Below are 25,463 nucleotides of genomic sequence, written 5' to 3'. Positions count from 1 at the left end.
GATTCTGATCGAATTCTCGGTGCTGGCACTTCCTGTTTGTGGGTAAAAGCAAATGATTAACCACTTTTGCTAACAGACGTATTAATTCAATTGAAACCAACGTCTTTTCTTCAATGACTAGTAAGCAATTAACAACCGGAGCAGCCGTTGCGCTAACCCTGCTTTTCAACGTACCCAGCTCAATTGCCAGTCACGGGCTACCCAAGCGGTCGTCTGATGTGCCGGGTACAACCAGCCTCGAGATCAACAAGGCGCGGAAACCATGGGAGACCCTGTTTGATGGAAAAACCCTCTCAGGCTGGCATGTGTACCTGAAACCGGGCCAGCCAGTTACCGAAAAGTGGGTTGTGCAGGATGGAGCCATTCACCTTACCGCTGGTGGTGTGGGTGACCTGGTGACCGACAAAGAGTACGGCGATTTTGAACTGGAGATTGATTGGAAAATTGCCGAAGGGGGAAATAGCGGTGTCATTTTCCACGTGTTCGAAGATCCTAAGTATCGGGCCACCTATCAAACCGGCCCTGAAATGCAAGTGCTTGACAATGAGCGTCACCCTGATGCCAAGCAGGGTCGTGATGGCAACCGCACCGCTGGTTCGCTGTATGATCTGCAAAAGCCGGTTACGCCCAACGCGGCCAAACCAGCCGGCCAGTGGAACAAAGCCCGACTGGTGATCAAAAATGGTAAGGCTGAACAATACCTGAATGGTAAAAAGACCGCCGAATACCCAACTTCTGGCCCAGAGTGGGACAAAATGGTGTCGGAAAGTAAATTCAAAACCTGGGATGGTTTTGGTAAATACCAGACGGGTAAAATTGCCCTGCAAGACCACGGCAACCAGGTTTGGTACCGCAACATTCGTATTCGCGAATTATAAAGTGCGACAGAACGAACAGCGCCGCAACCAATAGCAGCGCTGTTCGCTCATTCACTCATTCCTTCACCCATTCACCGATGCAACGCCGTCGCGCCCTCCGAAACTTAACTGGTACCGCCCTCTCGCTGAGTGCCGTACCCTCTTTTGCACAACTCATGAAGGATCATGAACCCACTGCGCCCGGCGCAGCGATGGCTGCTCCGTTGAAGGGCAACATCAACCATTCGGTATGCCGGTGGTGCTATAGTAAGATCCCACTCGAAGAGCTTTGTCAGGCTGCCAAGGCGATGGGTATCAAGTCGATCGACCTGACGGGCCCCGAAGAATGGCCTGTTCTGAAAAAGTATGGACTTACGTCGGCACTGCCTCAGGGTGCTGGAAAAGGAATTAACGACGGTTTTAACGACCCAAAATTCCACGACGAACTGGTAGCCAGCTACGAAGCGATCTTCCCGAAACTGAAGGCCGCTGGCCTCACCACTGTTATCTGCTTTTCGGGCAACCGGCGGGGCATGTCAGACGCGCAGGGACTGGAAAACTGTGCCGTGGGGCTGAAACGCCTGATGCCCAGCGCCGAAAAGTACGGGATCACCATGATTATGGAGTTGCTCAACAGTAAAGTGAACCACAAAGATTACATGTGCGATCACACCGCTTGGGGCGTTGAACTCTGCAAGAAAGTAGGGTCAGACAAGTTCAAACTGCTGTACGACATCTACCACATGCAGATCATGGAGGGCGACATCATCCGTACCATTCAGCAGAGCCATCAGTACATTGGTCACTACCACACGGGCGGTAATCCGGGCCGAAATGAGATCGACGAAACGCAGGAGATTTACTACCCGGCGGTTATGAAAGCTATTTTGGCTACTGGCTTTAAAGGCTACGTGGCGCAGGAGTTTATTCCGAAGCGCGACCCGCTCACGAGTCTCCGCGAGGCCGTTCTTCTGTGCGACGTGTAACGTACCCGGAACTGGTAACAACGAGAAACGGCCCGCAGCAACACACTGCGGGCCGTTTCTCGTTGTTACTTTGTCGGAAATTGAAACGATAGCGAACAGAATACACCTGCACATAAGCCATCCCCTATATGCCCGACCCACAACCCAATAACCCGTTACACGGCCTGAGGCTGGATACCATTCTGGAACACCTTGTTGAACGCTACGGCTGGGAAGAACTAGCTGAACGAATACCGATCAACTGCTTTAAAACCAACCCCAGCATCAAGTCGAGCCTGACGTTCCTGCGCAAAACTGACTGGGCCCGTCAGCGTGTTGAGGGGCTGTACCTGAAGAGCCTACGCTAGCCCGGTGGGCCAGTTGCCGATCCACGGCTGCGCCTGCTCCAGTTGCGCCGCCACCTGAAACAGCAGCGCGTCGTTCCCCAAAGCGGCGGTGAGCATAGACCCAACGGGAAGCCCATCGGCCGACAGGTGCAGCGGTACCGACATTGATGGCTGCCCGGTCATGTTGGCAATTGGCGGAAAGGGAATGTAACCAAACGATTTCTCGGCCAGTTGGTCGATCTGCTTGCTGCCCTTCAGCAATTTCAAGCCTCCAACGGCATCCACCAGTTTCATCAGCTGATTTTCAGTTGGCGTGTTTTGCAGCTCGCCAATTCGAATGGGCGGCCGGGAGAGCGTGGGCATCAGCAGCAAATCATAGGTTTCGTGCAGGGCGCCCATGCGGCGGGCCAAGTCGTTCCAGCGGCGTTTCTGATACGAAAAATCGGCGGCCGAGTAGGCTTCCGAAATGCGGGAGAGAGCCCAGGTATTTAGTTCCATGTCGTCGCGGCGGGCGGGGCGTTTCAGGTAATCGCCCAGTTCGCGAATGGTTGCGCCGGTTTCGCCCAGCACCATGGTCAGGTACACCTGACTCAGCACGGTGTGGTCGTAAGGCAGGGCGATTTCTTCCACTGTATGCCCCAGACTTTCGAGCAGTTTTGCCGTTTTCTGAACAGCCGCGATGCACTCGGCATGCGTTTGCTGGCCTGGAAAGGGGTGCTGCGTGGCCAGAGCAATGCGTAGTTTACCCGGTTGCTTCCCAACCTGGCTCAGGAACGTTTCGGCGGGCGTGCCCATCGTATACGGATCGCCCGGCGACGTACCTGCGGTGACGTCCAGAAAAGCGGCGCTGTCACGAACGGTTCGCGAAACAACATGGCTGCGTACGGCTCCCTGCCACAGTTCGCCATAGCCCGGCCCCAGCGAAGCCCGACCCCGCGACGGCATCAGCCCAAACAGGCCGCAGCACGATGCCGGAATACGGATGCTGCCTCCTCCGTCGCTGGCCGAAGCCGCCGGAACAATGCCCGCTGCCACGGCCACCGCCGAGCCGCCACTGCTGCCTCCCGGTGAGTGAGCCGGATTCCAGGGGTTACGGGCCGGGCCATACAGTTGCGATTCGGTATAGGGCGTCAGCCCAAATTCGGGCGTGTTGGTTTTGCCGAAGAAAATAAGCCCAGCCTGTTTGTAACGCGCCACCGCAAAGCTATCGGTGGTCGACACGTACCCGGCATAGCCCCGGCACCCTGATTTGAGCGGTGTGCCAGCCCACTCCAGTTCAAGGTCTTTCAGTAAAAAAGGCACCCCCCGAAAGGGCATGGCTTCTCCGGCACGGCCGGCGGGTAGCTGGTCGAGCATCCGTCGGCCCTGCTCATACAGCGGCGTTACAATAGCGTTCAGTGCCGGGTTATGCACCTCCGCCTCAGCAATAGCTGCGTCGAGCAGTTCCAATGGCGTGACCGCGCCTTTACGAACGAGGTCAGCCAGCCCAAGGGCATCTTGTTGGCGATATTCGGAAGAAGTCATGCTGCAAGTTTACAGTTTTCTGTTCACTGTCCTGTGTCATTGGTTCTCTGTTAGCCTGCTTGGGTACGCTTCGGTAATCAGCAGCGCAACAGAAACCCACCGACGAGGACAATGAGCAGCTTATCTAGGTAAGATCATGGTGACCACTGCCTTGCGGTCGGTGCGGGCGTCGGTGGGGCGAAGGCGGAAACTGTAGCTGTAAGGGCGATTGGCCGGTAGCTGGTATTCGGCGTGGGTACGTGGTGTCCAGCTATCGTCGCCGCCGAGGCCCATCTGCTGGTAGTCGATGTTGACGATCGTTGTGTTGCCCCGTTCTACGGCCTGTGCGTGCGGATTCTTTGCCGCCATCAAGGCAGCGTCGGTGTAATTGCGGGCATTGATGTTCAGCAGATCCGATCCGCTGCCGTTGGGCTCGGCCATAATGAGCAGCCCCGTTGTTGGAGTGGCCCCGTCGGTCAGGTGCGCCCAGCGAACGTCGGTTTTATTGCCATTTTCCTGCGCCATCACGTAGGGAAAGTATTGGTCGGCCACGGCGCCCGAGTACAGCCCCACAAAGGCCGCGTCCTTCCGGTCCTGATAGCTCTCGAAGGGCCCGCGTCCGTACCAGGTCAGGGCACTCAGGCTGGCGGGCAGGCTGATCTGTATACCCACGCGGGCCAGCGGTGGCAGACTTGCTCCAGCCGCCGACGTACCTACCGTGCAGGTTGTTGATACCAGTACATCGCCGGATCCGTAAACAAGGTATTCCGTCGTTTGGCGAAGCGAGCCGCCCGTCATGATCAGGTCGTTGACACACGTCACCCGCACCCGTTGCGTCCCCAGCTTCTCGACGCGCATATCGACCGGCTTCACGGTTGGCTGATCAACACCAGCTTTGCGCCAGCGACTGGCGAAGGAGTTTGCGCCGCCCCCTTCGTCGTTATCGGTTGGCACGCGACTGAAATCGGGCTGTAACAAGCCACCCATAACGTCTTTCTGGCCCGCCAGCAGGTCTTTCCCTTTGTAAAACCACTGGCTGATGCCGCCTGTGGCCCGGTTGAATGTAAGGCTGAAATCTGTGCCTGCCAGCGACGTACCCGTGGCGGTAGGGGCCGACTTTAACGCCGGGATCCGCGAAATACCCACCACGGGCGGCATCGGAATGTCGGTTTGAATGGGAAACTGCTCGGCGGCTACCTCGTGCCCGGCCGCCGCCCAGGGCGTGGCTTCTTTCAGTTGCAGGCTCAGGACCAGGAAATACTCGCTGCCCGGCTCCTGGATGGTCGGAATGTTATACGGCACCGTCACCTGAATAGTTTGTCCGGCGCGGGCGGTCAGGGTGGGTACCGTGCCCTGCTGTACCACTTCGCCGTTGCGCATCAGCTTGCAAACCAGCTTTAGGTTGTCGAGCGTTTGAAAATCGTAGGTGTTCTTGAGGTTGACCTTCGTTTGCGTAGCCGACAGGGGTTCGGGCAGAATGAATTTTACGTAGCTGTAGGCTCGCTTCACTTCGTTCAACTCCGGCTGTGGTGTCCGGTCGGGATTCACCAGCCCGTCGCAGGCGTTGGCCCCGTCGATGTAGTTGATGTGATCGACGTAGAAATTGCCCTGCTTGTCGCGCAGTGTCAGGCCCTGGTCGGCCCAGTCCCAGATGAAGCCGCCCTGCAGGCGTGGGTACTTGTCGATGGCCGCCCAGTAATCTTTCAGGTTGCCCACGCTGTTGCCCATGGCATGAGCGTACTCGCACACGATGACCGGCCGCGACGGATCTTTTTCCATGAGCTTCACCATTTCTTCAACTGAAGGGTACATGGTAGCGATGATGTCGAAACTGCTCAGGGTCGACTGCGTGTAGGGCTTACGACCTTCGTAGTGGATGGGGCGCGTGGGGTCAACGAGTTTAATGATCGTGGCCATATCAGTGAAGTTCTGACCCATGCCCGTTTCGTTACCCAGCGACCAGATCACAATCGAGGCGTGGTTCTTATCGCGCTCCACCATCGCCCGGCCCCGTGCCACAAAGGCGTCGCGCCATTCGGGCCGATCGGCTAGTTCGTAGCCTTTCTGCCAAAGGTCGTGGCTTTCAACATTGGCTTCGTCGATCACGTAGAGACCGTATTCGTCGCAGAGGTCATACCAGTCGGTTACGTTGGGATAATGGCTCGTTCGGACGGCGTTGATGTTATACTGCTTCATCAATTTGATGTCGCGAATCATGCTCTCGCGGCTGATCACGCGGCCTGTGTTCGTATCGAACTCATGCCGGTTCACCCCCTTGAACGTTACCGGCTGGCCGTTGACCAGCAGTTGCCCACTGCGCATGGTGACCTCGCGGAACCCGATCTTTCGACTGGTTGCCTCCAGGGGCTGGCCATCCGGACTAAGCAATTGAAGCGTAAGCGTGTACAGGTTGGGTAACTCTGCCGACCACAACAGCGGGTCGGCAATGGGTTTGCTGAACCGGAAAACGCCCTCCTGCACCGACCCGACTGCCGTTTCTGACGCCAGCGTTTCGGTGAATACAACCCGTTGTTTTGCGTCGTACAGCGTAGTTTTCAGCCGATAGCGGGGCTGTTGCTGGCTGACCAGATTGCGCACATAAGCCGTCAGTTTCAGCGTGCCGTTGCGGTATGTAGGCTCATCGAGGTCGGTAACAACCTGTAAATCGCGCAGGTGAAGCTTGGGTCGGCTCAGCAGCAGCACATCCCGAAAAATGCCCGATAGCCGCCAGAAATCCTGATCTTCCAGGTAACTCGCATCCGACCAGTTGATGACCTCCACCGCCAGGATGTTCTCCCCGGGGCGTAACGCGTCGGTGATCCTGAATTCGGCGGGCGTCATGCTGTCTTCGTGGTAGCCGATATAAGCGCCGTTCAGAAAAACCCGGCAGGTAGACTGCACACCCGCGAAGTGCAGAAACGTTTCGCGGTCGGACCATTCGGCGGGAATGGTAAAGCGTTTCCGATACAGGCCAACAGCGTTGGTATCGGCCAGAATGAGTGGTGGTTTGGCCGGAAACGGGTGAATGATGTTGGTGAAAATGGGGCGATCGTAAGCGCGTCCTTCGCGGGCCCCCACCACCTGCCAGTTTGACGGTACCGGTAAATTATCCCAATCCTGGTCGGGGGTGGCCGGATTACTGAAGTCGCCGTTGACAAGTTTGGGATTCTTTACCCATTTGAATTTCCAGACCCCATTGAGCGATTGAATGCGTGGCGACGTACCCCGATCGTTGGCAATGGCCTGCTGTTCGGTAGCAAAAGGCCAGATTGTCGCGTGCGGCGTTTCGGTATGCTGGCTGCTCACCTTCGGGTCTTCATAAAAGGGGACAGTGGCTGTCTGAGCCAGCAGGTGAACGGATTGTAACGTCAGGGTAATGGCAGGAACAAAAATTTTACGAAGGGAGAAATTATTCATGAATAATTGTAGAGGATGGGCTGTATGGTAACAAGGTGGTAAGATAATTGTATTCACCTCACCCCCAACCCCTCTCCTTGAAATAAGGAGAGGGGAGTAGCTTTAGCGTAGCGCTGCTAGATGCGAAGCTACTGTAGAGCGGCTCCCCTCTCCTGGTTTTCAGGAGAGGGGCTGGGGGTGAGGTAAAACTCGTGTAAGTCGACTTTCCAGACTATCGACTCCCGACTTTTTCTGACTCCCGACTCGTATCTTCGTTTATGCGTATTCCTGAAGAGACCGTCGAGCGAATTCGGCAGGCTGCCGAGATAGTGGAAGTGGTGGGCGATTTTGTGTCGTTGAAGCGGCGTGGGAGTAACTACATTGCCTGTTGCCCGTTTCACAACGAGAAATCACCCTCGTTCAACGTCAACCCGGCGCGGCAGATTTACAAGTGTTTTGGTTGCGGAAAAGCGGGTGACTCCGTCCGGTTCATCATGGATGTGGAGAACCTGGGCTATGGCGAGGCACTGCGCTATCTGGCCAAAAAGTATAACATTGAAATTGAAGAACAGGAGGTTACGCCCGAGGAGCAACTGAAGCATACCGAGCGCGAAAGCCTGTACATCGTACTCAATTACGCCAAGACATTCTTCCAGGATCACCTGCTGAAATCGGAAGAAGGACGTGGCATCGGCCTGAGCTATTTCCGTGAGCGGGGTTTCTCAGACCCCACTATCGCTGCGTTCGATCTTGGCTACAGCCCCGATCAGTGGGACGCGCTGCTCAAAGACGCCCAGACAAAAGGCTACAACCCCGAACTGCTCAACAAAGCGGGTTTGACCGTTACGCGGGAAGAATCCGGAAAAATTTTCGACCGGTTTCGGGGGCGGGTTATGTTCCCGATCCATAACGTGTCGGGGCGGGTCATTGCGTTTGGAGCCCGAATTCTGAAACCTGATCCTAAAGCGCCCAAATACCTTAACTCGCCCGAAACCGAGGCCTACCACAAAAGCCAGGTGCTGTACGGCATCTTTCAGGCTAAACAAACCATTAGGCAGGAAGACGTTTGTTACCTGACAGAAGGCTATACCGACGTGATTTCGCTGCATCAGGCGGGTATTAAAAACGTAGTGGCTTCGTCGGGTACGTCGCTGACCATTGAGCAAATCCGGCTCATCAGCCGGTTCACACAAAATGTTACCATTCTGTATGATGGCGACGCGGCGGGCGTAAAAGCGGCCCTGCGCGGGCTGGACATGGTGCTGGAAGAGGGCCTGAACGTCAGCGTGGCGACTTTTCCGAACGGCGACGACCCCGACAGTTATGTCAGGAAAGTGGGGGCTGAGGCCTTCAAGGCGTACTTGAGCCAGTATACCCAAGATTTCATCGCGTTTAAAACGGCGGCGCTGCTGAAAGATGCGGGCGACAACCCGTTCAAACGCGCGGAGGTGATCACCGAAATAGTGGGTAGCATCACCCGCATTCCCGACCCGATCAAGCGCCAGGTCTTTTTCCAGTCGACCGCCCGGCAGTTGAGTGTTGATGAGCAAACGCTGATTTCGGAAAGCAACCGTCTGCTTCGTAAACAGCACGACACGCAGGTTAAAGACTACGAACGCCAACAGGAGCGCGACGCTCGAATCGATGCCCGCAATGCTACCCGCGATGGCGGAAACACGTCCCAGCGTGGCCCAGGCCCCGTCTCGAACCGACCCGGCCCCAACGATTTTCCGCCCGATGATTTCTTCAACGACTTCCTCGATGAAGCCGGTATTTCGCCCGCACCCAAAGAGGATAACGTACCTGCTGGCCAGAATGGAACAGGGCAGGCGGCGCCCGGTCCGGGTGGAAAACCGACTCCCAGCCTTACTCCACCGGGCCCGGATACAACTCGCCCTCCGCTGGCGTACCAGGAAGAAGAATGCATCCGGCTGCTGATGAATTACGGTACTCGGGAGCTGGAACCAGGCATTACGCTCTGCCACTACATCCTGAGCGAACTGAACGACATCGATTTTCAGCACGCGCCTTACGACCTGATACTGACGCTTTTCCGCGAAGCTTTCAGCCGGGGCGATACCCTGACCGCCGACGATTTTGTGCAGCAGCGGCCAACCGTCAGCGAAAACCCGATTACGCCACAGCAGGCCAACGGGCTTCAATATCAGGCTATCAGTTTAACAACGCAGCGATACGAAATCAGTAATCAATGGCAGGACAAGTTCCACATTTTTGTGCCTTCGGAAGAAGACATCGGCGTACTAGCCGAAGCGGCCTACGGAAACATTCTGCGCTTGAAAAAGCTGATCGCTGAAGAACGGATGCATGAGCTACTGCAAAAGATCCGCACCGTAAAAGACCCCGTAGAATCCGACCAACTGATGGCCGATTACATGCACTTCAAACGTGTCGACGTCGAAATCGCACGGTTATTGGGTACGGTCATTTCGGGGTAGGTAGGGAGCGTGCCCCGTATGGTGCTGTCGATGGTCGCGACCTGTTGTTGCTTGCCTATGGCAAGTGACCCTCAACTGTAGGGTCGCAGCAGCGCACCGTTCTGGGCCTAATGCTAAACGTTACCAGTTTTTAGCGATTACTCGTTTCTGTAGTTATGAACGGGCCGGGTTAATTTTTACCAAGAAGCGAGCAAAGACGCTCTGGTTCGGTTGCTGAAATTTGGCGAAGCTTTTAGCCCCGTCAGGGCTTCATAACAGCGCAGCGTCGGTAGTAAGAAAGCCGATCCCTACCCGATTCTCAACGTGCCGTAGGTACGTAACCTAGCTACGTGACGTACCTACGGCACGCTATGACTGGGTGAAACAATGGCGTCATTTTACCACCGACGCTGTGCTGTTAAGCCCCTGACGGGGCTAAAAGCTCCATTCAGTTTACGATACTAAAGGCAGCAATACTGCTCGCTTTAGTAGTAAACATCAATGATGCTCTACAGCTAAAGGTCACTCATGATAGGCAGGCGTAACCAAGCCACTCAATTCCTACACCTTAACCGGCTCGATATGTACCAGCACGTCGTACACGGCAGGCTTGGCTTCGAGGATCGCGGCTTTTACAGCATGAGCAATGTCGTGACCCTGCTTCACAGTTAGTTCGCCGGGAACCCGTACATGGAGATCGACGAAATACTCGAAGCCCGTTTTACGAACCCGGTATTTATCGATGCCACGTACCTGAGGTACCGTTAAGGCAATGGTTGACAATTCATTGCGCCAGTCGCCGGACGGTGCTTCGTCCATGATTTCGCCGAACGAAGGACGAAAGATGAGATACGCGTTGAACACGATGAAGCCCGAGGCCAGCAGCGCGGCCCAGTCGTCAGCGCTTTCGTAACCCGGTCCGCCGATCAGGGCGATGCTGATCCCGACGAAGGCCGTCAGCGACGTAATAGCATCACTGCGGTGGTGCCAGGCGTCGGCTTTTACGGCACTGCTTTCCACTTCGGCCCCTACTTTGGCAATTCGTCGGAACAGCACTTCTTTCACGATTACAACACCTGCCAGCACTGCCAGCGTGAACGGGGCGGGCGTTGCGTGCGGAATCTGAATATTCTTGATGCTTTGCACGGCAATCAGAATGGCTGCGCCTACTAACGCGAGCGCCACTACGATGGCGGCCATGGGCTCGGCCTTTCCGTGGCCGTAAGGGTGATCTTCATCGGGTGCCTTAGCCGCCGTACGCAGGCCGAACCAAACGAAGATCGAGGTGATAATATCGGTACCTGATTCCATGGCGTCGGCAATCAGGGCGTAAGAGTTGCCCAGCCAGCCAGCGGTTCCTTTTACCAATACCAACCCGATGTTCACGGCAATGCCCACCAGCGTCGATTTCTGGCCCCGCTCGGCCTGGTGCGGTTTAATTGGTGCGTTTTCCATAGTCGTTGTGTATTAAATGAATTGACCAGATGGATGTGTTGCTTTTACGTCTGCTACACATCCCACCAATCACCCTGCCGTTTTAACGCGTTCAGCACTGATGAAATACGCGCCTTGCCGCACGATGGTGGCCGGATTAAGAGTGGCTGGTAGCGTAACTTCCGTACGGTGGTTTTGGGTTATTCCTGTTCGTATCGGGACCATGCCAAACCGGTACGTACCCGACGCGCTACCCGGCTCCCGCACGTACACAAACGTCTGATTACCGTCTTTTACCAACGCATCGTCGGGCAGGGCTACTACCTGCCGGGGCGATGCCAGGATCGTGGCGCGTACGTAGGAGCCCGCGAAGAGCCGGTCGTACTGACCAGCCGTGAGGTTGGCGTGGACAAGCACCGTTTTGGTCTGCGCGTCGAACGCCTGACCAACGCGATATACCGTTGCTTTCATCTCGCCGGTCTGCTGCTGCGGCACCGTGAAACGTACCTGCTGTCCTTCCCGAATCTGCCGGATATCGCTTTCAAAGACCCGTAGTTCGAGGTACAGATGCTCTTTACCCACAATCTCGACCAGCATATCCGTCGTGCCGACGAACTGACCAAGCCGGAGATTGACCTTATCGACGTACCCACTGATGGGGGCCAGCAAAGGAATAGTCCGGGAAATGTGGCCTTTCCGCAGCGATTCCAGCGGAATATGCAGCTGTGCCAACTGTGCTTCCAGCGAGGTCAGCAACGCCCGCGTCGACTCAACATCTGCCGTTGATTGCTGTAGCTTTCGTTTAGCGCCAAATTCTTCCCGGCTCAGTTCTGTCTGCCGTTCCAACTCCTGCCGTTCAAACTGATTATGGGCAATGGCCTGCAAGTATTCCTGTTGAAGCTTCACGTAATCAGGGTGTTCCAGCACAGCCAATACCTGCCCTTTCCGAACGAAATCCCCCTCTACCAGCTTCGCCGAGCGCACGAAGCCGCCCATCGGCGCACTGATAATGGCCCATTGGTCGGGCGGGGCCTCGAGTTTGCCCGTTGCCTGAATGGTTTCGCCCAGTGTCAGCGTATCTGGTCCGCCCAACTGAATGCCCGTCTCGCGGAACTGGGCTTCACTGATGGTAACTGTACCGGCTGCTTTTGGGCTGGCAGATTGAGTTTCTTTTGCTTTTTCGGGTGCCGACGAGCAGCCGGACAGCCCGGCGACGAGCAGGAGCGCTGTCAGGGTTTGGGCCAGATTGGGTGTCATGATGTGTTGAGTTTTAGGCGTTCGAGCCGCCACCAGACTGTAGAGCAGGGGCAAGACGACCAGCGTTAGTAACGTAGCCGATACCAGTCCACCGATGACGACGGTGGCGAGGGGTTTTTGTACTTCGGCTCCGGCTGAGGTTGACAACGCCATCGGCAGAAAGCCCATCGAGGCCACCGCCGCCGTCATCACCACCGGCCGAAACCGGACCGCCGTGCCTTGTTTTACGCGCTCCAAGACGTTGGTAACGCCTTCTGATTCAAGCTGATTGAAATAGCTGATGAGCACGATGCCGTTGAGTACGGCGATACCAAACAGCGCAATGAACCCCACGCCCGCCGAAATGCTGAACGGCATGCCTCGTAGCCAGAGTGCCAGCACCCCGCCAATGGCCGAGAGCGGAATAGCCGTGAAGATCATGAGCGCCTGCGAGAACGAGCCGAACGTGAAGAACAAGAGCAGCCCGATCAGGACCAGCGCCAGCGGCACCGCCACACCGAGCCGCTCTTTAGCCTTTACCAGGTTCTCGAACTGCCCGCCAAACGTGTAGCTGTAACCGGCCGGCAGCGGCACGTCTTTTTCGAGCACCGCCTTCATCTCGCCCACCAGACTCTCCACATCCCGCCCCCGCACGTTAATGCCGATGGTGATGCGCCGCCGGGCATTGTCGCGCGAAATCTGCATGGGCGCATCCTGATAACGGATGGTGGCCAGTTGTTCCAGCGGAACCTGTTGCCCGTTCGGGAGGTCGACGTAGAGTTGGCGAATGTTGTCGATGTCCTGCCGGTAGGTACTGTCGAGGCGCACGACCAGGTCGAACCGTTTTTCGCCTTCGAACACGACCCCGGCGGTTTCGCCCGCAAAAGCTGTTTTCAGAATACGGTTCAGCCCCGCCACCGACACGCCGTACTGGGCCAGCCGTGCCCTGTTGTACGACACCAGCATCTGCGGCAGTCCGCTGATCTGCTCTACTTTCAGATCACCCACGCCGGGAATCGACTTCAGCTTGGCCGCCGCCTGATTGGCTTTGGTGAACAACGTACCCAGGTCTTCGCCATATATCTTCACGGCAATGTCTGATTTAACACCCGTCATTAACTCGTTGAACCGCAGTTGGATGGGTTGCGTAAATTCTAGATTCAGGCCGGGAAGTACACTGAGTGCCCGCTCCATTTTCTGAATCAGCTCTTCCTTCGTTTTTGCCGTTGTCCAGTCGCCGGGTTCTTTCAGCAGCACCATCACGTCGGCCGCTTCGATGGGCATGGGGTCGGTCGGAATTTCGGCGGTACCGATCTTGGAAATCACCTGATTGACTTCGGGAAAGCCGTTCTTGAGAATCGTTTCGATGCGGCGGGTCGTTTCCACCGTTTGCGATAGCGACGAACCCGGTTTCAGCGTGAGGCTGATGGCAATATCCCCTTCGTCGAGGTTAGGGATAAATTCGCCGCCCATCGTGGTAAACAGCCAGACGGCCATGGCCAGCAACGCCAGCGACCCGGCCAACACGGTTTTCCGCCAGCGCAGGGCTCCGTTGAGCAGGGGCGCATACAGCCGGTACAGGAATTTCATGATCCGATCGGCCAGCGTACCTTCTTCCTTAATGTCTTTCCGCAGCAGCGTGGCAGCCATCATGGGTACGTAGGTGACGCACAGGAGCATAGCTCCCACAATGGCAAAGCCAACCGTCAAGGCCATGGGCCGGAACATCTTGCCTTCAATACCCGTCAGCGACAGAATGGGTACGTATACGATCAGGATAATAAGCTGCCCGAACAACGCCGACCGCATCAGCCGGTTCGATGAATCCAACGCGATCTCGTCCATCGATTGGGTACGTGCCGCCTGTGTGTGTACGATCTGAAAAATCATGCTCTCTACGATGATCACCGCCCCGTCGACCAGCAGGCCGAAGTCGATGGCACCGAGGCTCATCAGGTTGGCCGATACGCCGAAGACGTGCATCATTCCCAGCGCAAACAGCATACACAGCGGAATGACCGACGCCACCACCAGCCCCGCCCGCCAGTTGCCCAAGAGCAGCAGCAACACGGCCATCACAATCAGCCCGCCTTCGAGCAGGTTCTTGGCTACGGTGTGAATGGCCTTGTCGATGAGTACTTTACGATCCAGAAAGGGTTCGATGGTCAGACCAGCCGGTAAGCTTTTCTGGATTTCGGCGATGCGCGTCTTCACGCCCTCGATCGTCTTTTCCGACGACGCGCCCTTGAGCATCAGCACAATACCGCCCACCACTTCGCCATGTCCGTTGCGGGTCATGGCCCCGTAGCGCACCGCGTGGCCAATATCGACCCGCGCCACGTCACGCACCAGAATAGGTGTAGGCCCTTCGTTCCTGACCACGATCTGCCCAATCTCGGTCGGCGTTTTCACCGTGCCTTCGCCCCGGATGAAGAACGCTTCCGGCCCCTTTTCGATGTAGCTGCCGCCCGTGTTCGCGTTGTTGGCCGATAGCGCGTCGACTACCTCGGTCAGGGTCGTGTTCATGCCCCGCAGCCGTTCGGGGTCGATCTGGACTTCGTATTCTTTCAGATACCCGCCCAGGCTGCTGACCTCCACCACGCCGGGTACGCCCGCCAGCTGCCGTTTCACGATCCAGTCCTGCACCGTGCGTAGTTCGGTGGCCGAATACTTTGTTTCGAACCCGTCTTTGGGCCGGATCACGTACTGGTAAATTTCGCCAAGTCCCGTGGTGATCGGGGCCAGTTGCGGCGTACCGGCGGTTAGTTCGGCTTCGGCGGCTTTGAGTTGTTCGGTGACTAGCTGCCGGGCCTGAAACGTGGGCGTCTCATCGTCGAACACCACGGTGATGACCGACAGCCCGAAGCGGGAGATGGACCGGATTTCGGTGACGCCAGGTACGTTCCTGAGCGTCGATTCGAGGGGGAAAGTGACGAACTGTTCGGTTTCCTGGGCGGCCAGTGACGGCACCTGCGTAATGACCTGAACCTGGTTGTTGGTAATATCGGGAATAGCATCGATGGGCAGTTGACGCAGGGCATAACTTCCCCAGGCAATCAACGCCACGACGCCCAGCGCTACCATCAACTTCTGATGGACGCTGAACTGAATGATTTTTTGCAGCATAAATGGGTAACTCGTTGATAGATAAAGGCCAACCATCCGAGCCCGTGTCGTGAACACGGGTCCGGATGGCCAACTAATCGAAACGGGGAGTTACCCTAAACGGGGCGGTTGGAACAGCCAGGATGCTGACTGAAAGGAGTATAGATTCTCGTAGGCGAACCGGCCAGGTACGTGCAGAATCAGGCCCGAAGAGATCGTGGGCCACCAATGCAACTGCGAAATGATAAAGACGAAACCGACCGAGAGGTGATTGTACATGGGCAGTTTAGTGCCTTCATGCGGTGTTTGGGCGTGTTTCGAGGCCGTATTGTAGTGCAGATCCATGAACTGCCAGAAATCGAAGTCGGTACCCGCTGCCTGTTTATGCAACTTGTAATGAGCAATCAGGCCCGGTATCTTGAAGACCTCTTCCACATCGGTTTGCGGAAACAGACTGCCAGCCAGCATAAGTACCCCCAGAAAAAGCGCCACCGCAGATTTCATAGCACAAAGGTACGGGTCAATGCGTAACAGATTCGTCTAAAAACGATTAATCATATAGATATAAAATAGTAATAGGTAACAACGCTGGCATCTTGTCGAGCTTACCAAACAGGGTAGTCCTTTGTGCTGCCTAGCTGAACGAAATGAGGCGGATGGCTCACGCGCACCGCGTGAGCCAATTCAATAGATTATTATTTCGATTTGAGTAATAAGTAGGGGACGTAAAAACTATTCGTCGGGTAATAGCCTTCAACCAGCCGATAAGCCCCATTTGCGCCTAACTCCTGGCACTTCTTCAATAACTCACGCTTCACTTTCTTGTCAACGCTGAGCGATCTGGGGTTGATCGGAATGTAAACGATTCCCAGGCGCTTCGTGACCGGCGGGATGTCGCGTTCCAACAGAAAAATGGTGACGGCATTACCTGCATTGCCTGAGGAGTCGGCCGAACTGATTTGACTTATCGTAATTGCTTCGGCTGGTACTACTACTGAGCGCATACAGCTTACAATGCTTACGCTTAATAGGCTTGTTAGGATGGCTAGTCGTTTCATTCGTACGGGTGATGAGTGCTCCTGAAGTTAACCGAATATAGCCTGAGTGGTTTCACTTTCAGGTAGATGAGTACACTCCCCGCCGCCAGGTCAGGTTTTATTGCCGTGTAAATGGACGACTAGTTGCGGGTTATTTGCCAGTAGTGCCTTTAACCTTCACCGATTGCGCTACGTCGATAAATGGAGCGATCCAGATTTCGTTTTCGTGCTGTTTCAGGAATTGGAGGAGCTTGCGGTGTTCGGGAAGGGCCACATTCAGATTATGTTCGCCACCCACGCCATGAAACAGGAAGACCAGCACCGAGTTGGTTGCCATAGCCTGCTTCACCAGCGCAATCATCTGTTCGCCCGTCTGCCCATTGATACCATAGGCGCCTACATTGGCCAAATCGACCGCTGTGGGCTGACGCATTTCGCTGGCAGTTCCACGAGCTGCCACAAAATCGCCCTTTACCTGATTGAAATAATAGGTGCCGCCAATGGTTCGGTCGCCGCAGGGATAAGCGAAGGTGCGCTGCTTTTTGCCATCGAGGGCCTCCAGGAACGTATTGGTCATCCTGATCTCATCAACGATCCGGGGAACGGTGTAAGCGCTCAGGTCGCGGTCTGGCTTGACCCACTCACGGCCGGGACCACCGGTGCAGGGGTGAAACAGGGTGTGGTTGGCAAGCTCATGCCCGTGCGTGGCGGCTTTTTTCCAGTCGGCCACACGCGCCGTAACACCGGGAAAACTGCCCGACAGGTAGAATGTACCTTTAAAACCCAGCGAATCCAGGGCCGGTACCACGTTGTCGAGGTGTACCTGCAAGCCATCGTCGTAGGTCAGCGCCACTGCGCATTTTTTGTCCTGCCAGGCCGGGTTCTGGGCGAAGAGTAGCCCGCTGAAGAGTGAGAGACTAATGGTAAGGAGACTATTTTTCATGAAAGGGGTTTAGAGAATGGGTTGAATGTCGAGTTAATTAAGTGGTTGCTTCGCATTTGTAGGCTTCACGAGCCTGCCGAAGGGCTTAGCTCGAGAAGCTTACAAAGGCGAGGTACTTACGACGGTTTTTGTGTGAGCAAACCTCTTCGGCGGAGGAGAGGTTTGATGTCGGGTTCGGCACCACGGAAGTTGCGATATAGCGTCATAGGCTCATCGGTGCCGCCGCGCTCCAGTACGTTTTTTCGGAACGATTCGGCCGACTTCTTATCAAACAACCCCTTCTGCTTGAACACCTCAAACGCATCGGCATCGAGTACCGCCGACCAGATATAGCTGTAATAACCGGCTGAATAACCGCCTGCGAATACGTGCTGGAAGTAGGTGCTTCGGTAACGCGGTGGAATCTGATCGATCAGGCCAATCTTATCCATTGCCTGCTTTTCAAATGTCAGCACCTCGGCGGGGTCTTTCAGGCCGGGCGTTTGGCCGGGCTTGAGCGTATGATACGCCATGTCGAGCAGCGACGCGGCTAAGTACTCGCTGGTCGAGAAACCCTGATTGAAGAGGCTACTTTTTTCGATTTTCTCAATCAGTGCGTCGGGAATAACCTGGCCAGTTTTATAATGTTTGGCGTACAGCTTCATCATCTGCGCTTCCTGCGACCAGTTTTCCATGATCTGCGAGGGTAACTCCACAAAGTCGCGGGGCACCGACGTACCTGATTGACTGCCGTATTTAACGTTTGAGAGTAACCCGTGCAGGGCGTGACCAAACTCGTGGAAAAACGTGCGGGTTTCGTCGAGGCTCAACAAGGCGGGGGTATCGCCGGTGGGCTTGGAGAAGTTACAGACGATCGACACGACGGGCGTTATTTTTTTGCCGTTCTCTACTTCCTGCCGCCGGTAGCTGGTCATCCAGGCACCACCCCGTTTACTGGCGCGGGGGTGAAAATCCATGTACATAATGCCAATGTGGCTACCGTCGCTTTCCTTCACTTCATACGCTACCACATCTTCGTGGTAAACGGGCAGGTCGGTACGGCGTTCGTAGCGCAGACCGTACAGCTTGCCGGTAAGCATGAAGATACCTTCGCGCACATTGTCGAGCGAGAAGTAGGGGCGGAGTTCCTGCTCATCGAGATTGTATTTCTCTTTGCGCAGCTTTTCGGCATAATACCGCCAGTCCCAACCGGCCAGTTTCTCATTCTTGCCTTCTTTGGTCATCAGCGCCTGCAACTCGGCCGCTTCCTTCTGGGCTACAGGTACGGTGGCGGTCCAGAGCTGGTTCAGCAATTCGCCCACCTTGGCGGGTGTTTTAGCCATGCTTTCTTCCAGAATGTAGGCGGCGTGGTTGTCGTAGCCGAGCAGCTGCGCCTTTTCGGCCCGTAGAGCTACCATACTGGCCATAATGGCTTTGTTGTCTCGGGCGTCGTTGTGATTGCCCCGTTCCAGATAGGCGCGGTAGATTTTTTCGCGCAACGCCCGGTTGTCGGCGTATTGCAGAAACGGCATGATACTCGGATTTTGCAGGGTAAACACCCATTTGCCCGGCTGGGTACGTTTCTTCGCCTCGTCGGCGGCCGCCGCAATGACCGAGGCCGGCAGACCACTCAGATCGGCCTGGTTATCGATCACGAGCGTGTAGGCGTTGTTTTCGGCCAGCAGGTTCTGTCCGAATTTGATGGTCAGTAACGACAGTTCACCGTTGATCTTCCGCAGCCGATCCTGCTTGTCGGCAGGCAGGCCCGCGCCACCCCGCACAAAATCCTTGTAAGTCTTTTCAAGCAACCGCAGTTGATCACCCGATAGCTTCAGCTTGCTGCGCTGGTCGTAAACCGCTTTTACCCGGGCAAACAGGGCCGGATTCAGTGAAATGTCGTCGCTGTGTTTCGATAGCTTCGGCGAAACGGCCTGAGCGATTCGCTGCAATTCATCGTTGGTATTGGCGCTGTTGAGGTTGCCGAATACCGTGTTCACCCGGCGCAGCAGATCGCCGCTGTTTTCCAGGGCTTCAATAGTGTTGGCAAACGTGGGCGCTTCCTTTTTGCTAGCAATGGCGGCGATCTCAGCCACCTGCCGTTTCATGCCCTCGTCGATGGCCGGCTCAATATGCTCGGGCTTAATTTTATCGAAGGCAGGTACGTCGAATGGGGTATTGTATGAACTGAAAAACGGATTGGGTGTCGGTGGGTCAGTCACTGGCGCAAAAGCGGTTGTAAACACAGTGGATAAAACAAGGGCAAGTATGACGTTCATGGGTCTGATTCAGATGAAGGTTATCGACAAAGATACTTGATTTATCAAGTGAAGAATCTGACCTATTTCCCGCTTCTGATGGTGAGTTTTAGGTATTCTGCTGCTTGTAAGGTGGAGTTTAATCGTCAACTACAACCATGTCTATTTCTCATAAAAAAGTAAACCAGTTTGCCATCTGGTTTATCATTGCCCTGGTAGCTGCTTCGCTGAAAGCGGTTGCCTTTGCGCCTAAGCGTGAGTTCTACCAACTGAAAGTCTACCACGTTAAAAACGCAGACCAGAAGGCACGCCTCGAAAAGTATGTGCAGCAAGCGTACATGCCCGCCCTGCATCGCGCCGGTGTCAACAAAGTAGGGGTATTCAAACCTACGCAGATCGATTCGCTGCTGTTTGTCCTGATCCCGTTCAAGTCGGCCGATCAGTTCATGAAGCTGTCGGGCAAACTCGATAAAGACAAGGAATACGCCACCGCCGCGCAGGATTACATCAATGCGGAGTTTAATAACCCGGTTTACAGCCGGTTCGAATCGATTCTGATGGAAGCCTTTGAAACCATGCCCACGCTGAACGTACCTGCGTTGCAGGCGGCCCCGTCGGAGCGGATTTATGAATTGCGCAGCTACGAAGCCGCCACGGAGAAACTGCACGAGAATAAAATTCGTCAGTTCAACCAGGGCGAACTGGATATCTTCAAGCGGCTGGGCTTCAATACCGTTTTCTGCGGACAGGTGAAAGCCGGTGGCAAAATGCCCAACATGTTCTACATGACGTCGTTTGAGAATCGGGCCGCCCGCGATGCGCACTGGAAAGCGTTCAGTGCCGATCCGGCCTGGAAAACGCTCAACTCACTGCCCGAGTACGCCCACAACTTCATGCGCATGGACATGTTCCTGCTGAACCCAACGGCCTACTCCGAGATTTAGCCAACCGGACCAACCTTGTCTAAAAAGCAGCAGCCTGATTCAGGTTGCTGCTTTTTTTGCTAATATGCCAGATCAACTAACCAACCACCTATGCGCTATCTCTTCCTACTTCTTTCTTTACTCACGTATACGGCCCGAAGCCAGTCCCTCTCAGCGACCGAGAAAAATGTGATTGCCGCCGTACGGAAGCAATTGCCTGAAACAGAAGCTTTTCTGGAGAAAGTCGTGAACATCAACAGCGGGACGCTCAACAAAGAGGGCGTCCGGACGGTGGGGAAGCTGATGGCCGACGAGTTTGAGAAGCTTGGCTTCAAAACGGAGTGGATCACCTTACCCGATTCCGTCAACCGGGCGGGTCATCTGGTAGCCACTCGGCAGGGTAAACGGGGGAAGAAACTTTTCCTGATTGGTCACCTCGATACTGTTTTTGAGAAAAGCCTGCCGATGGAACCCGTCACACGCCTGAACGATTCGACGGCCTCGGGGCAGGGCGTCAACGACATCAAAGGCGGCGACGTGCTGATCATTGCCGCGTTGAAAGCGTTGCAGGCCCAGAAGTTGCTCGACGACACATCGATCACCGTGTATTTCACCGGCGACGAAGAGAGCGCAGGCGGTGGCGAACGAAGCCGACAGGATTTCATCGAGCGCGCAAAACGGTGCGACGTAGCCCTGGCGTTTGAAACGGCTCAGGGATTACACAGTGTCACTACGGGGCGGCGCGGGTCGAGCAGCTGGACGCTGACTGTGAAAGCCCGGACCGGCCACTCGTCGGGGGTGTTCAGCGCGATGGGTTACGGAGCCATTTATGAAGCTGCCCGTATTCTGACTGAATTCCGGCGGGCGTTGGGGCAGGAAAAGTACCTCACCTTCAATCCGGGTCTAATGGTGGGCGGCTCAGAGGTACGTTACGATGACAACACAGCCAGGGCCGAGACCATTGGCAAGACCAACATTGTGGCTGGATCGGCGCTGGTGAAAGGAGACCTGCGTTTTCTGGGTGAAGCGCAGAAAGCAAGCGCCCGCACGCGAATGCGTGAGATCGTAGAGAAGAGCCTGCCCTTAACTAAAGCAACTATCTCGTTTGCCGACGGCATTCCCTCTATGGAGCCTACTGCCGGCAATGATGCCCTTCGCCAACAGGTCGATCAGGTTAGTCGGGATATGGGGTTAGGTCCGGTTACGGCGGGCGACCCCGGTTCGCGCGGTGCGGGCGATGTGTCGTTCGTTGCCCAGTACCTGCCGTGCCTGGATGGGCTGGGTGCTTCCGGCAAAGGCGCGCACAGCATCGAAGAAACAATCAATCTCAAAGAATACCCCCTCCTGATCCAGCGCACGGCGGTGCTGCTGTACCGCATGACGCGGTAGGAGGCGGGGGTGTGGGTTCGTTGTCATGTATTGCTGATGTGCTAGGTTGGCTATGCGTCAGCAATACATTAAAGCACGAAGCCAACCAGCGCTTTAGCAATTACAAACACCCCTACGCTTCTCCCAAAAGGGCCAGTGTCTTCGGGTCTGGTGCACCGTTGTAATACTTGTCCAGCACCGCCTGAAAAACGGGATTTGTGTTAGGAACAAGACTAAACAAAGTCATACTGGAGCGTAGCTTCATATCATCGGGCGAGCCTAAAATCTGATTGGCCGTCTTTCCATCTACATGCACCATGGCCGTGGCAATATCGATGAGGCGCGGCCCGAGTACGGGATGATTCAGGTAATCAACTGCTTCATGAAGGGTGTTTAATCCGTAAAAGCGAGCTGTACTGCTAAAGCCCAAGCCCGTTAGCTGTGGAAACACGTACCACATCCAGTGGCTTGTTTTTCGTCCATTCCTGATTTCGGCCAGGGCATCAGCATAGTTGTTGGCTTGCGCGTCGACAAAGCGACTGAGGTCTGTGACTTCTTGCATGATTGATAACACAAATTGATAGCGCAATGGGCTACGCCTTGAACTGGCGCAGGTTATACGTGAACGTCATCATGAAATAACGGTTCAACACCAGCGAACGGCTGTCTTCCAGGTACGTCTCCGAGAACGTGCGGCTGATGCTGTTGTTCTGATTCAGCAAATCGAAAACTGATAGCCGTAGCTCGCCGTTCTGACTTTTGAACAACCGCTGCGCAAAACTGGCGTTCCAGAGCGTAAACTTCTGATTGAAGCCACCCGATAATCCCGCATACTGCTGGTAGTTGACGTCGGAACGGAGCACCATGCCCTTCCATATGTTCCAGACTACGTTGGCTCCAGCCCGTTGTGTGCTGAACGAGTTGTTTAACTGCGGGCGCAACGTGTTGATAACCTGATTGTAGCCGTAGTTGTACGACAGCGTGAAATCGACTTTCTCGCTGATGTTACTGCTGAGCACCACGCCCTCGCTCAGCGCAAACGAGTTGGCCCGGTTCACCTGGTAGTTGATCACACTTGGCGTGCTGTTGTAAGTGGCACTAGTGTTGAAATTCAGGTTGCTTTTGATGAATGTCAGTGGCGTTCCGTACGAAGCAAAAGCCCGCAGGTTCATGGCATCTTCGGTGTTGACGGGGCGGGTTAGCTGCGTGCCCTTCTGCAGAAAAATGCCTTCACCCGTCGACGATGTGACGCCCGGCACTACCATGGCGCTATCAGCAATAAAGAGCGACGAACCGATGGGGTCATTCGTGAAATTGGCACTGAGCAGGGCCACAATACTGCTTGCCTTTTCTACAGCCGTTTTGGTGAAGCGCGCCGACAGGTTGTGGCTGTAGCTTTGTTGCAGGTCGGGGTTGCCAATGGTTTGCAGCAGCGGGTTGGTATTGTTCAGTACGTTCTGCAACTGATTGATGCTGGGGGCCTGCGTGTTGGTCCGGTATGTAAACCGGAGGCGCAGATCGTCGGTGAAGCGGTAGTCGGCGGTTACGGTGGGCAGCAGGTTGGTAAAGGCCCGCGTTACCATATCGTTGCGGGGAAACAGTTGTTCGCTTTGTAAATCGGCCCGTTGCAGATCGACCGAGGCCGACAGGCGTAACGTTTTGGTATTTACGTTGTAGCCAACGCCTGCCCGCTGGGTCAGGTAATCATTGTCGAACTGGTTGCTCAGGAGCGAATCCAGCAGGTTGTACCGGTCCGATGCAGGGTTGAGGCGGTACGTGAACCGGTCTGAATTGCTGCGGTTGATGCCCGCGTTATACGATAGTTGCAATAAGCCTTTGCCCAGTGGTTCTGTATAATTCACGTTGGCCGATAGCTGGTAGCTATTCGACCGGTTGGTAGTGCGTTGGTTGATGGCCTGCCGGGTGGTGCTATCAACGTTCACAAAATCATTGATCGAGGCCAGCGTGCTCATCCCGTCGCGGTCGTTGACCGACGTACCCAGATTCAGCGATAGTGTACGACCGCGTTTCTCGAACCGGTGCCGGAACAACAGCGAGTTACTGAATGATAGCCCCTGATTGGTCGAGGTAAAGGTGTTATCTGACCGGTTGAGCAGGCTGTTGCCTAGCCGTGTTTCGCTGTTGGTAACCGACCGGGAATCGTTGGTCTGAAAACTCAGCCGGGGAGTCAGTAAGATCGAGTTGTTTCGATTGATGGTATAGTCCAGCCGGAAGTTCAGCCGGTGGTTCATATTCGTGCTGCTGTTCGAGGTCTGTTCCCGGTACGTCTGGGTCGAATCGCCCGTGTTGTTGTAGTACTCGCGTAGCAGCGACTGCTCGTTGCGGTTAGTGCTCTGGTTGAGGAAGTAGCTACCGCGAATGGTCATTTTCTTGCCCCATGAGTCGGTGTAGTTGATGCCCAGCGAATTGGTTGTGTTGATACCGCCCTGCTGGCCAACCAGGAAATTGTCGGTACCTCCGCCACCACCCTGGCCACCTCCACCGCCGCCCGGTGCGCCGCCGCCACCGCCCCGGCCACCACGACCGCCTCCGCCGCCACCCTGGCGCTGATTGCCGCCACCACCTCCGCCCCCGAGTACGCCCAGCAGATCCTGACTCGCGAAGTTTTGCTGGTTGATGTTGTTGCTTTGCCCGATGATCGAGATACGCCGGTCCCCTTTGAACAGGTTTACACTACCCCCCGCGGCAAACGTAGCATCGGTGCCGTCGACGGGCGTACCTACACCGGCATAGACCCGGCCAAACTGGCCATTACGCCGGTCGGCCCGGGTAATGATGTTGATGGTTTTTAGCGTGTTGCCGTCATTGACGCCCGTAAACTGCGATTGATCACTCTGGCGGTCAAATACCTCGATTTTATCGATAACCTCGGCGGGCAAGTTCCGCAGGGCGATGGTTGGGTCATCGCCAAAAAACGGCTTTCCGTCAACCAGAATCTCCCGTACATCTTCGCCCTGCACCTTAATGCCGCCACCACTCATGTCGACGCCCGGCATTTTCTTGACGAGGTCCTCCGCCTGCGCGTCGCGGTTTACTTTAAAGGCGTTGGCGTTGAACTGGAGCGTATCGCCTTTTTGCTCAGCAGTGGGCGTTTTCCCTTTTACAATTACCTCATTGAGCTGCCGGGCAGTTTCCAACAGGATAATCGTGGGTAACTCCACGCGGCCCGAATCGATTCGCAGGGTAGCCTCGGTGGTGTTATAGCCAACAAAAGAAGCCAGCACTTTGTAGTCGCCAGCTGGCAGGTTGTCGATTAGAAAGCGGCCGTCGATATCGGTAACCACTCCTCGTCGGATGGTGCTGTCGGAAACACTGTTGACGCGAACGGTTACGCCAATGAGCGTATCGCCTTTTGCGCCGGTAACATTGCCACTGACCGAACCTGCCTGTTGACTGAAACCAAGGGTGGCCGTCAGCAGCAGAAGGAATAACCCGAGTGCCGCCCGGCTAGTTGTGTGGGCTAGGAATATCTTCATAACGTTGCGTAATACAAGGGCTTACCTAGGCAGACTCACCCGATGGAATAGGATAGTTGGCTACAGCATGAAGACCAAAAACCGGTGGTTTGTTTAGCACGCTGTTGGTACTTAGGCTCTGTTCCTGAACCAAACTTGCGGTCGGGGTGAAAAAAAAGGGATCGCTCACCAAAGCGATCCCTT

16 protein-coding genes are annotated in these 25,463 nt (G+C 55.4%); 6 read left to right on the top strand and 10 right to left on the bottom strand.

What is annotated here, in order from left to right:
• Positions 1-113 precede the first annotated feature (113 nt).
• The 3 genes from F7231_RS10240 (at position 114) to F7231_RS10230 (ending at position 2,190) form a co-directional block, all read left to right on the top strand.
• Positions 114-878, top strand: coding sequence for a 3-keto-disaccharide hydrolase (locus F7231_RS10240; RefSeq protein WP_166691809.1), 765 nt, complete (start codon positions 114-116; stop codon positions 876-878).
• A gap of 77 nt (positions 879-955) precedes the next feature.
• Positions 956-1,843: a hydroxypyruvate isomerase family protein gene (locus F7231_RS10235; RefSeq protein ID WP_085410964.1), complete on the top strand. Its 888-nt coding sequence runs from the start codon at positions 956-958 to the stop codon at positions 1,841-1,843.
• Positions 1,844-1,971: 128 nt separating this feature from the next.
• Positions 1,972-2,190: a VF530 family protein gene (locus F7231_RS10230; RefSeq protein ID WP_085410963.1), complete on the top strand. Its 219-nt coding sequence runs from the start codon at positions 1,972-1,974 to the stop codon at positions 2,188-2,190.
• On the opposite strand, the gene F7231_RS10225 is transcribed toward F7231_RS10230, so the two are convergent.
• Positions 2,182-3,693, bottom strand: coding sequence for an amidase (locus F7231_RS10225; protein WP_166691808.1), 1,512 nt, complete (start codon positions 3,691-3,693; stop codon positions 2,182-2,184). The two genes, F7231_RS10230 and F7231_RS10225, sit on opposite strands and share 9 nt — an antisense overlap.
• A gap of 120 nt (positions 3,694-3,813) precedes the next feature.
• Entirely contained in the window at positions 3,814-7,089 is a 3,276-nt protein-coding gene (lacZ, locus tag F7231_RS10220) for a beta-galactosidase, LacZ type (RefSeq protein ID WP_166691807.1), read from the bottom strand.
• Positions 7,090-7,346: 257 nt separating this feature from the next.
• Between lacZ and dnaG the strand changes: the two genes are divergently transcribed.
• Positions 7,347-9,524: a DNA primase gene (dnaG, locus tag F7231_RS10215; RefSeq protein ID WP_085410960.1), complete on the top strand. Its 2,178-nt coding sequence runs from the start codon at positions 7,347-7,349 to the stop codon at positions 9,522-9,524.
• 540 nt (positions 9,525-10,064) lie between these two features.
• On the opposite strand, the gene F7231_RS10210 is transcribed toward dnaG, so the two are convergent.
• The 6 genes from F7231_RS10210 to F7231_RS10185 all read right to left on the bottom strand — a co-directional run bounded on the left by F7231_RS10210 (position 10,065) and on the right by F7231_RS10185 (position 19,513).
• A complete protein-coding gene (locus F7231_RS10210) occupies positions 10,065-10,958 on the bottom strand; it encodes a cation diffusion facilitator family transporter (RefSeq protein ID WP_085410959.1) in 894 nt (297 codons plus the stop codon).
• Positions 10,959-11,027: 69 nt separating this feature from the next.
• Positions 11,028-15,299 carry a CusA/CzcA family heavy metal efflux RND transporter gene (locus F7231_RS10205; protein ID WP_166691806.1) on the bottom strand — a complete coding sequence of 1,424 codons (4,272 nt, stop codon included), beginning with the start codon at positions 15,297-15,299 and terminating at the stop codon, positions 11,028-11,030.
• A gap of 90 nt (positions 15,300-15,389) precedes the next feature.
• Positions 15,390-15,782: a hypothetical protein gene (locus tag F7231_RS10200; RefSeq protein WP_085410958.1), complete on the bottom strand. Its 393-nt coding sequence runs from the start codon at positions 15,780-15,782 to the stop codon at positions 15,390-15,392.
• A gap of 191 nt (positions 15,783-15,973) precedes the next feature.
• Positions 15,974-16,282: a hypothetical protein gene (locus tag F7231_RS10195; protein WP_166691805.1), complete on the bottom strand. Its 309-nt coding sequence runs from the start codon at positions 16,280-16,282 to the stop codon at positions 15,974-15,976.
• Positions 16,283-16,466: 184 nt separating this feature from the next.
• Positions 16,467-17,258: a polysaccharide deacetylase family protein gene (locus F7231_RS10190; RefSeq protein ID WP_166691804.1), complete on the bottom strand. Its 792-nt coding sequence runs from the start codon at positions 17,256-17,258 to the stop codon at positions 16,467-16,469.
• Positions 17,259-17,374: 116 nt separating this feature from the next.
• Positions 17,375-19,513 (bottom strand): M3 family metallopeptidase, encoded by a 2,139-nt coding sequence (locus tag F7231_RS10185; RefSeq protein WP_166691803.1) that lies wholly within the window; start codon positions 19,511-19,513, stop codon positions 17,375-17,377.
• Positions 19,514-19,650: 137 nt separating this feature from the next.
• Between F7231_RS10185 and F7231_RS10180 the strand changes: the two genes are divergently transcribed.
• Both F7231_RS10180 and F7231_RS10175 read left to right on the top strand, forming a co-directional pair.
• Positions 19,651-20,436: an NIPSNAP family protein gene (locus tag F7231_RS10180; protein WP_166691802.1), complete on the top strand. Its 786-nt coding sequence runs from the start codon at positions 19,651-19,653 to the stop codon at positions 20,434-20,436.
• A gap of 90 nt (positions 20,437-20,526) precedes the next feature.
• Positions 20,527-21,804, top strand: a complete 1,278-nt coding sequence (locus F7231_RS10175) for a M20/M25/M40 family metallo-hydrolase (RefSeq protein ID WP_166691801.1) — start codon at positions 20,527-20,529, stop codon at positions 21,802-21,804.
• 112 nt (positions 21,805-21,916) lie between these two features.
• Here F7231_RS10175 and F7231_RS10170 read toward each other — a convergent pair whose 3' ends face one another.
• The gene (locus F7231_RS10170) at positions 21,917-22,345 is read right to left on the bottom strand and encodes a DUF1810 domain-containing protein (protein WP_085410952.1); all 429 of its coding nucleotides are present in this window, start codon (positions 22,343-22,345) and stop codon (positions 21,917-21,919) included.
• 31 nt (positions 22,346-22,376) lie between these two features.
• Entirely contained in the window at positions 22,377-25,280 is a 2,904-nt protein-coding gene (locus F7231_RS10165) for a TonB-dependent receptor (protein ID WP_085410951.1), read from the bottom strand.
• Positions 25,281-25,463 lie beyond the last annotated feature (183 nt).

This window comes from Fibrivirga algicola (genome assembly GCF_011742925.1).
Classification (GTDB): Bacteria; Bacteroidota; Bacteroidia; order Cytophagales; family Spirosomataceae; genus Fibrella; species Fibrella algicola.
This window is presented reverse-complemented; position numbering and strand designations above follow the sequence as displayed.

What these genes read in the sequence shown, in the direction of transcription:
- F7231_RS10170 (WP_085410952.1), bottom strand. Translation starts at nt 22,345, where the DNA reads ATGCAAGAAGTCACAGACCTCAGTCGCTTTGTCGACGCGCAAGCCAAC.
- F7231_RS10180 (WP_166691802.1), top strand. Translation starts at nt 19,651, where the DNA reads ATGTCTATTTCTCATAAAAAAGTAAACCAGTTTGCCATCTGGTTTATC.
- F7231_RS10225 (WP_166691808.1), bottom strand. Translation starts at nt 3,693, where the DNA reads ATGACTTCTTCCGAATATCGCCAACAAGATGCCCTTGGGCTGGCTGAC.
- F7231_RS10185 (WP_166691803.1), bottom strand. Translation starts at nt 19,513, where the DNA reads ATGAACGTCATACTTGCCCTTGTTTTATCCACTGTGTTTACAACCGCT.
- F7231_RS10210 (WP_085410959.1), bottom strand. Translation starts at nt 10,958, where the DNA reads ATGGAAAACGCACCAATTAAACCGCACCAGGCCGAGCGGGGCCAGAAA.
- F7231_RS10195 (WP_166691805.1), bottom strand. Translation starts at nt 16,282, where the DNA reads ATGCGCTCAGTAGTAGTACCAGCCGAAGCAATTACGATAAGTCAAATC.
- F7231_RS10230 (WP_085410963.1), top strand. Translation starts at nt 1,972, where the DNA reads ATGCCCGACCCACAACCCAATAACCCGTTACACGGCCTGAGGCTGGAT.
- F7231_RS10235 (WP_085410964.1), top strand. Translation starts at nt 956, where the DNA reads ATGCAACGCCGTCGCGCCCTCCGAAACTTAACTGGTACCGCCCTCTCG.
- F7231_RS10165 (WP_085410951.1), bottom strand. Translation starts at nt 25,280, where the DNA reads ATGAAGATATTCCTAGCCCACACAACTAGCCGGGCGGCACTCGGGTTA.
- lacZ (WP_166691807.1), bottom strand. Translation starts at nt 7,089, where the DNA reads ATGAATAATTTCTCCCTTCGTAAAATTTTTGTTCCTGCCATTACCCTG.
- F7231_RS10190 (WP_166691804.1), bottom strand. Translation starts at nt 17,258, where the DNA reads ATGAAAAATAGTCTCCTTACCATTAGTCTCTCACTCTTCAGCGGGCTA.
- F7231_RS10175 (WP_166691801.1), top strand. Translation starts at nt 20,527, where the DNA reads ATGCGCTATCTCTTCCTACTTCTTTCTTTACTCACGTATACGGCCCGA.
- dnaG (WP_085410960.1), top strand. Translation starts at nt 7,347, where the DNA reads ATGCGTATTCCTGAAGAGACCGTCGAGCGAATTCGGCAGGCTGCCGAG.
- F7231_RS10240 (WP_166691809.1), top strand. Translation starts at nt 114, where the DNA reads ATGACTAGTAAGCAATTAACAACCGGAGCAGCCGTTGCGCTAACCCTG.
- F7231_RS10205 (WP_166691806.1), bottom strand. Translation starts at nt 15,299, where the DNA reads ATGCTGCAAAAAATCATTCAGTTCAGCGTCCATCAGAAGTTGATGGTA.
- F7231_RS10200 (WP_085410958.1), bottom strand. Translation starts at nt 15,782, where the DNA reads ATGAAATCTGCGGTGGCGCTTTTTCTGGGGGTACTTATGCTGGCTGGC.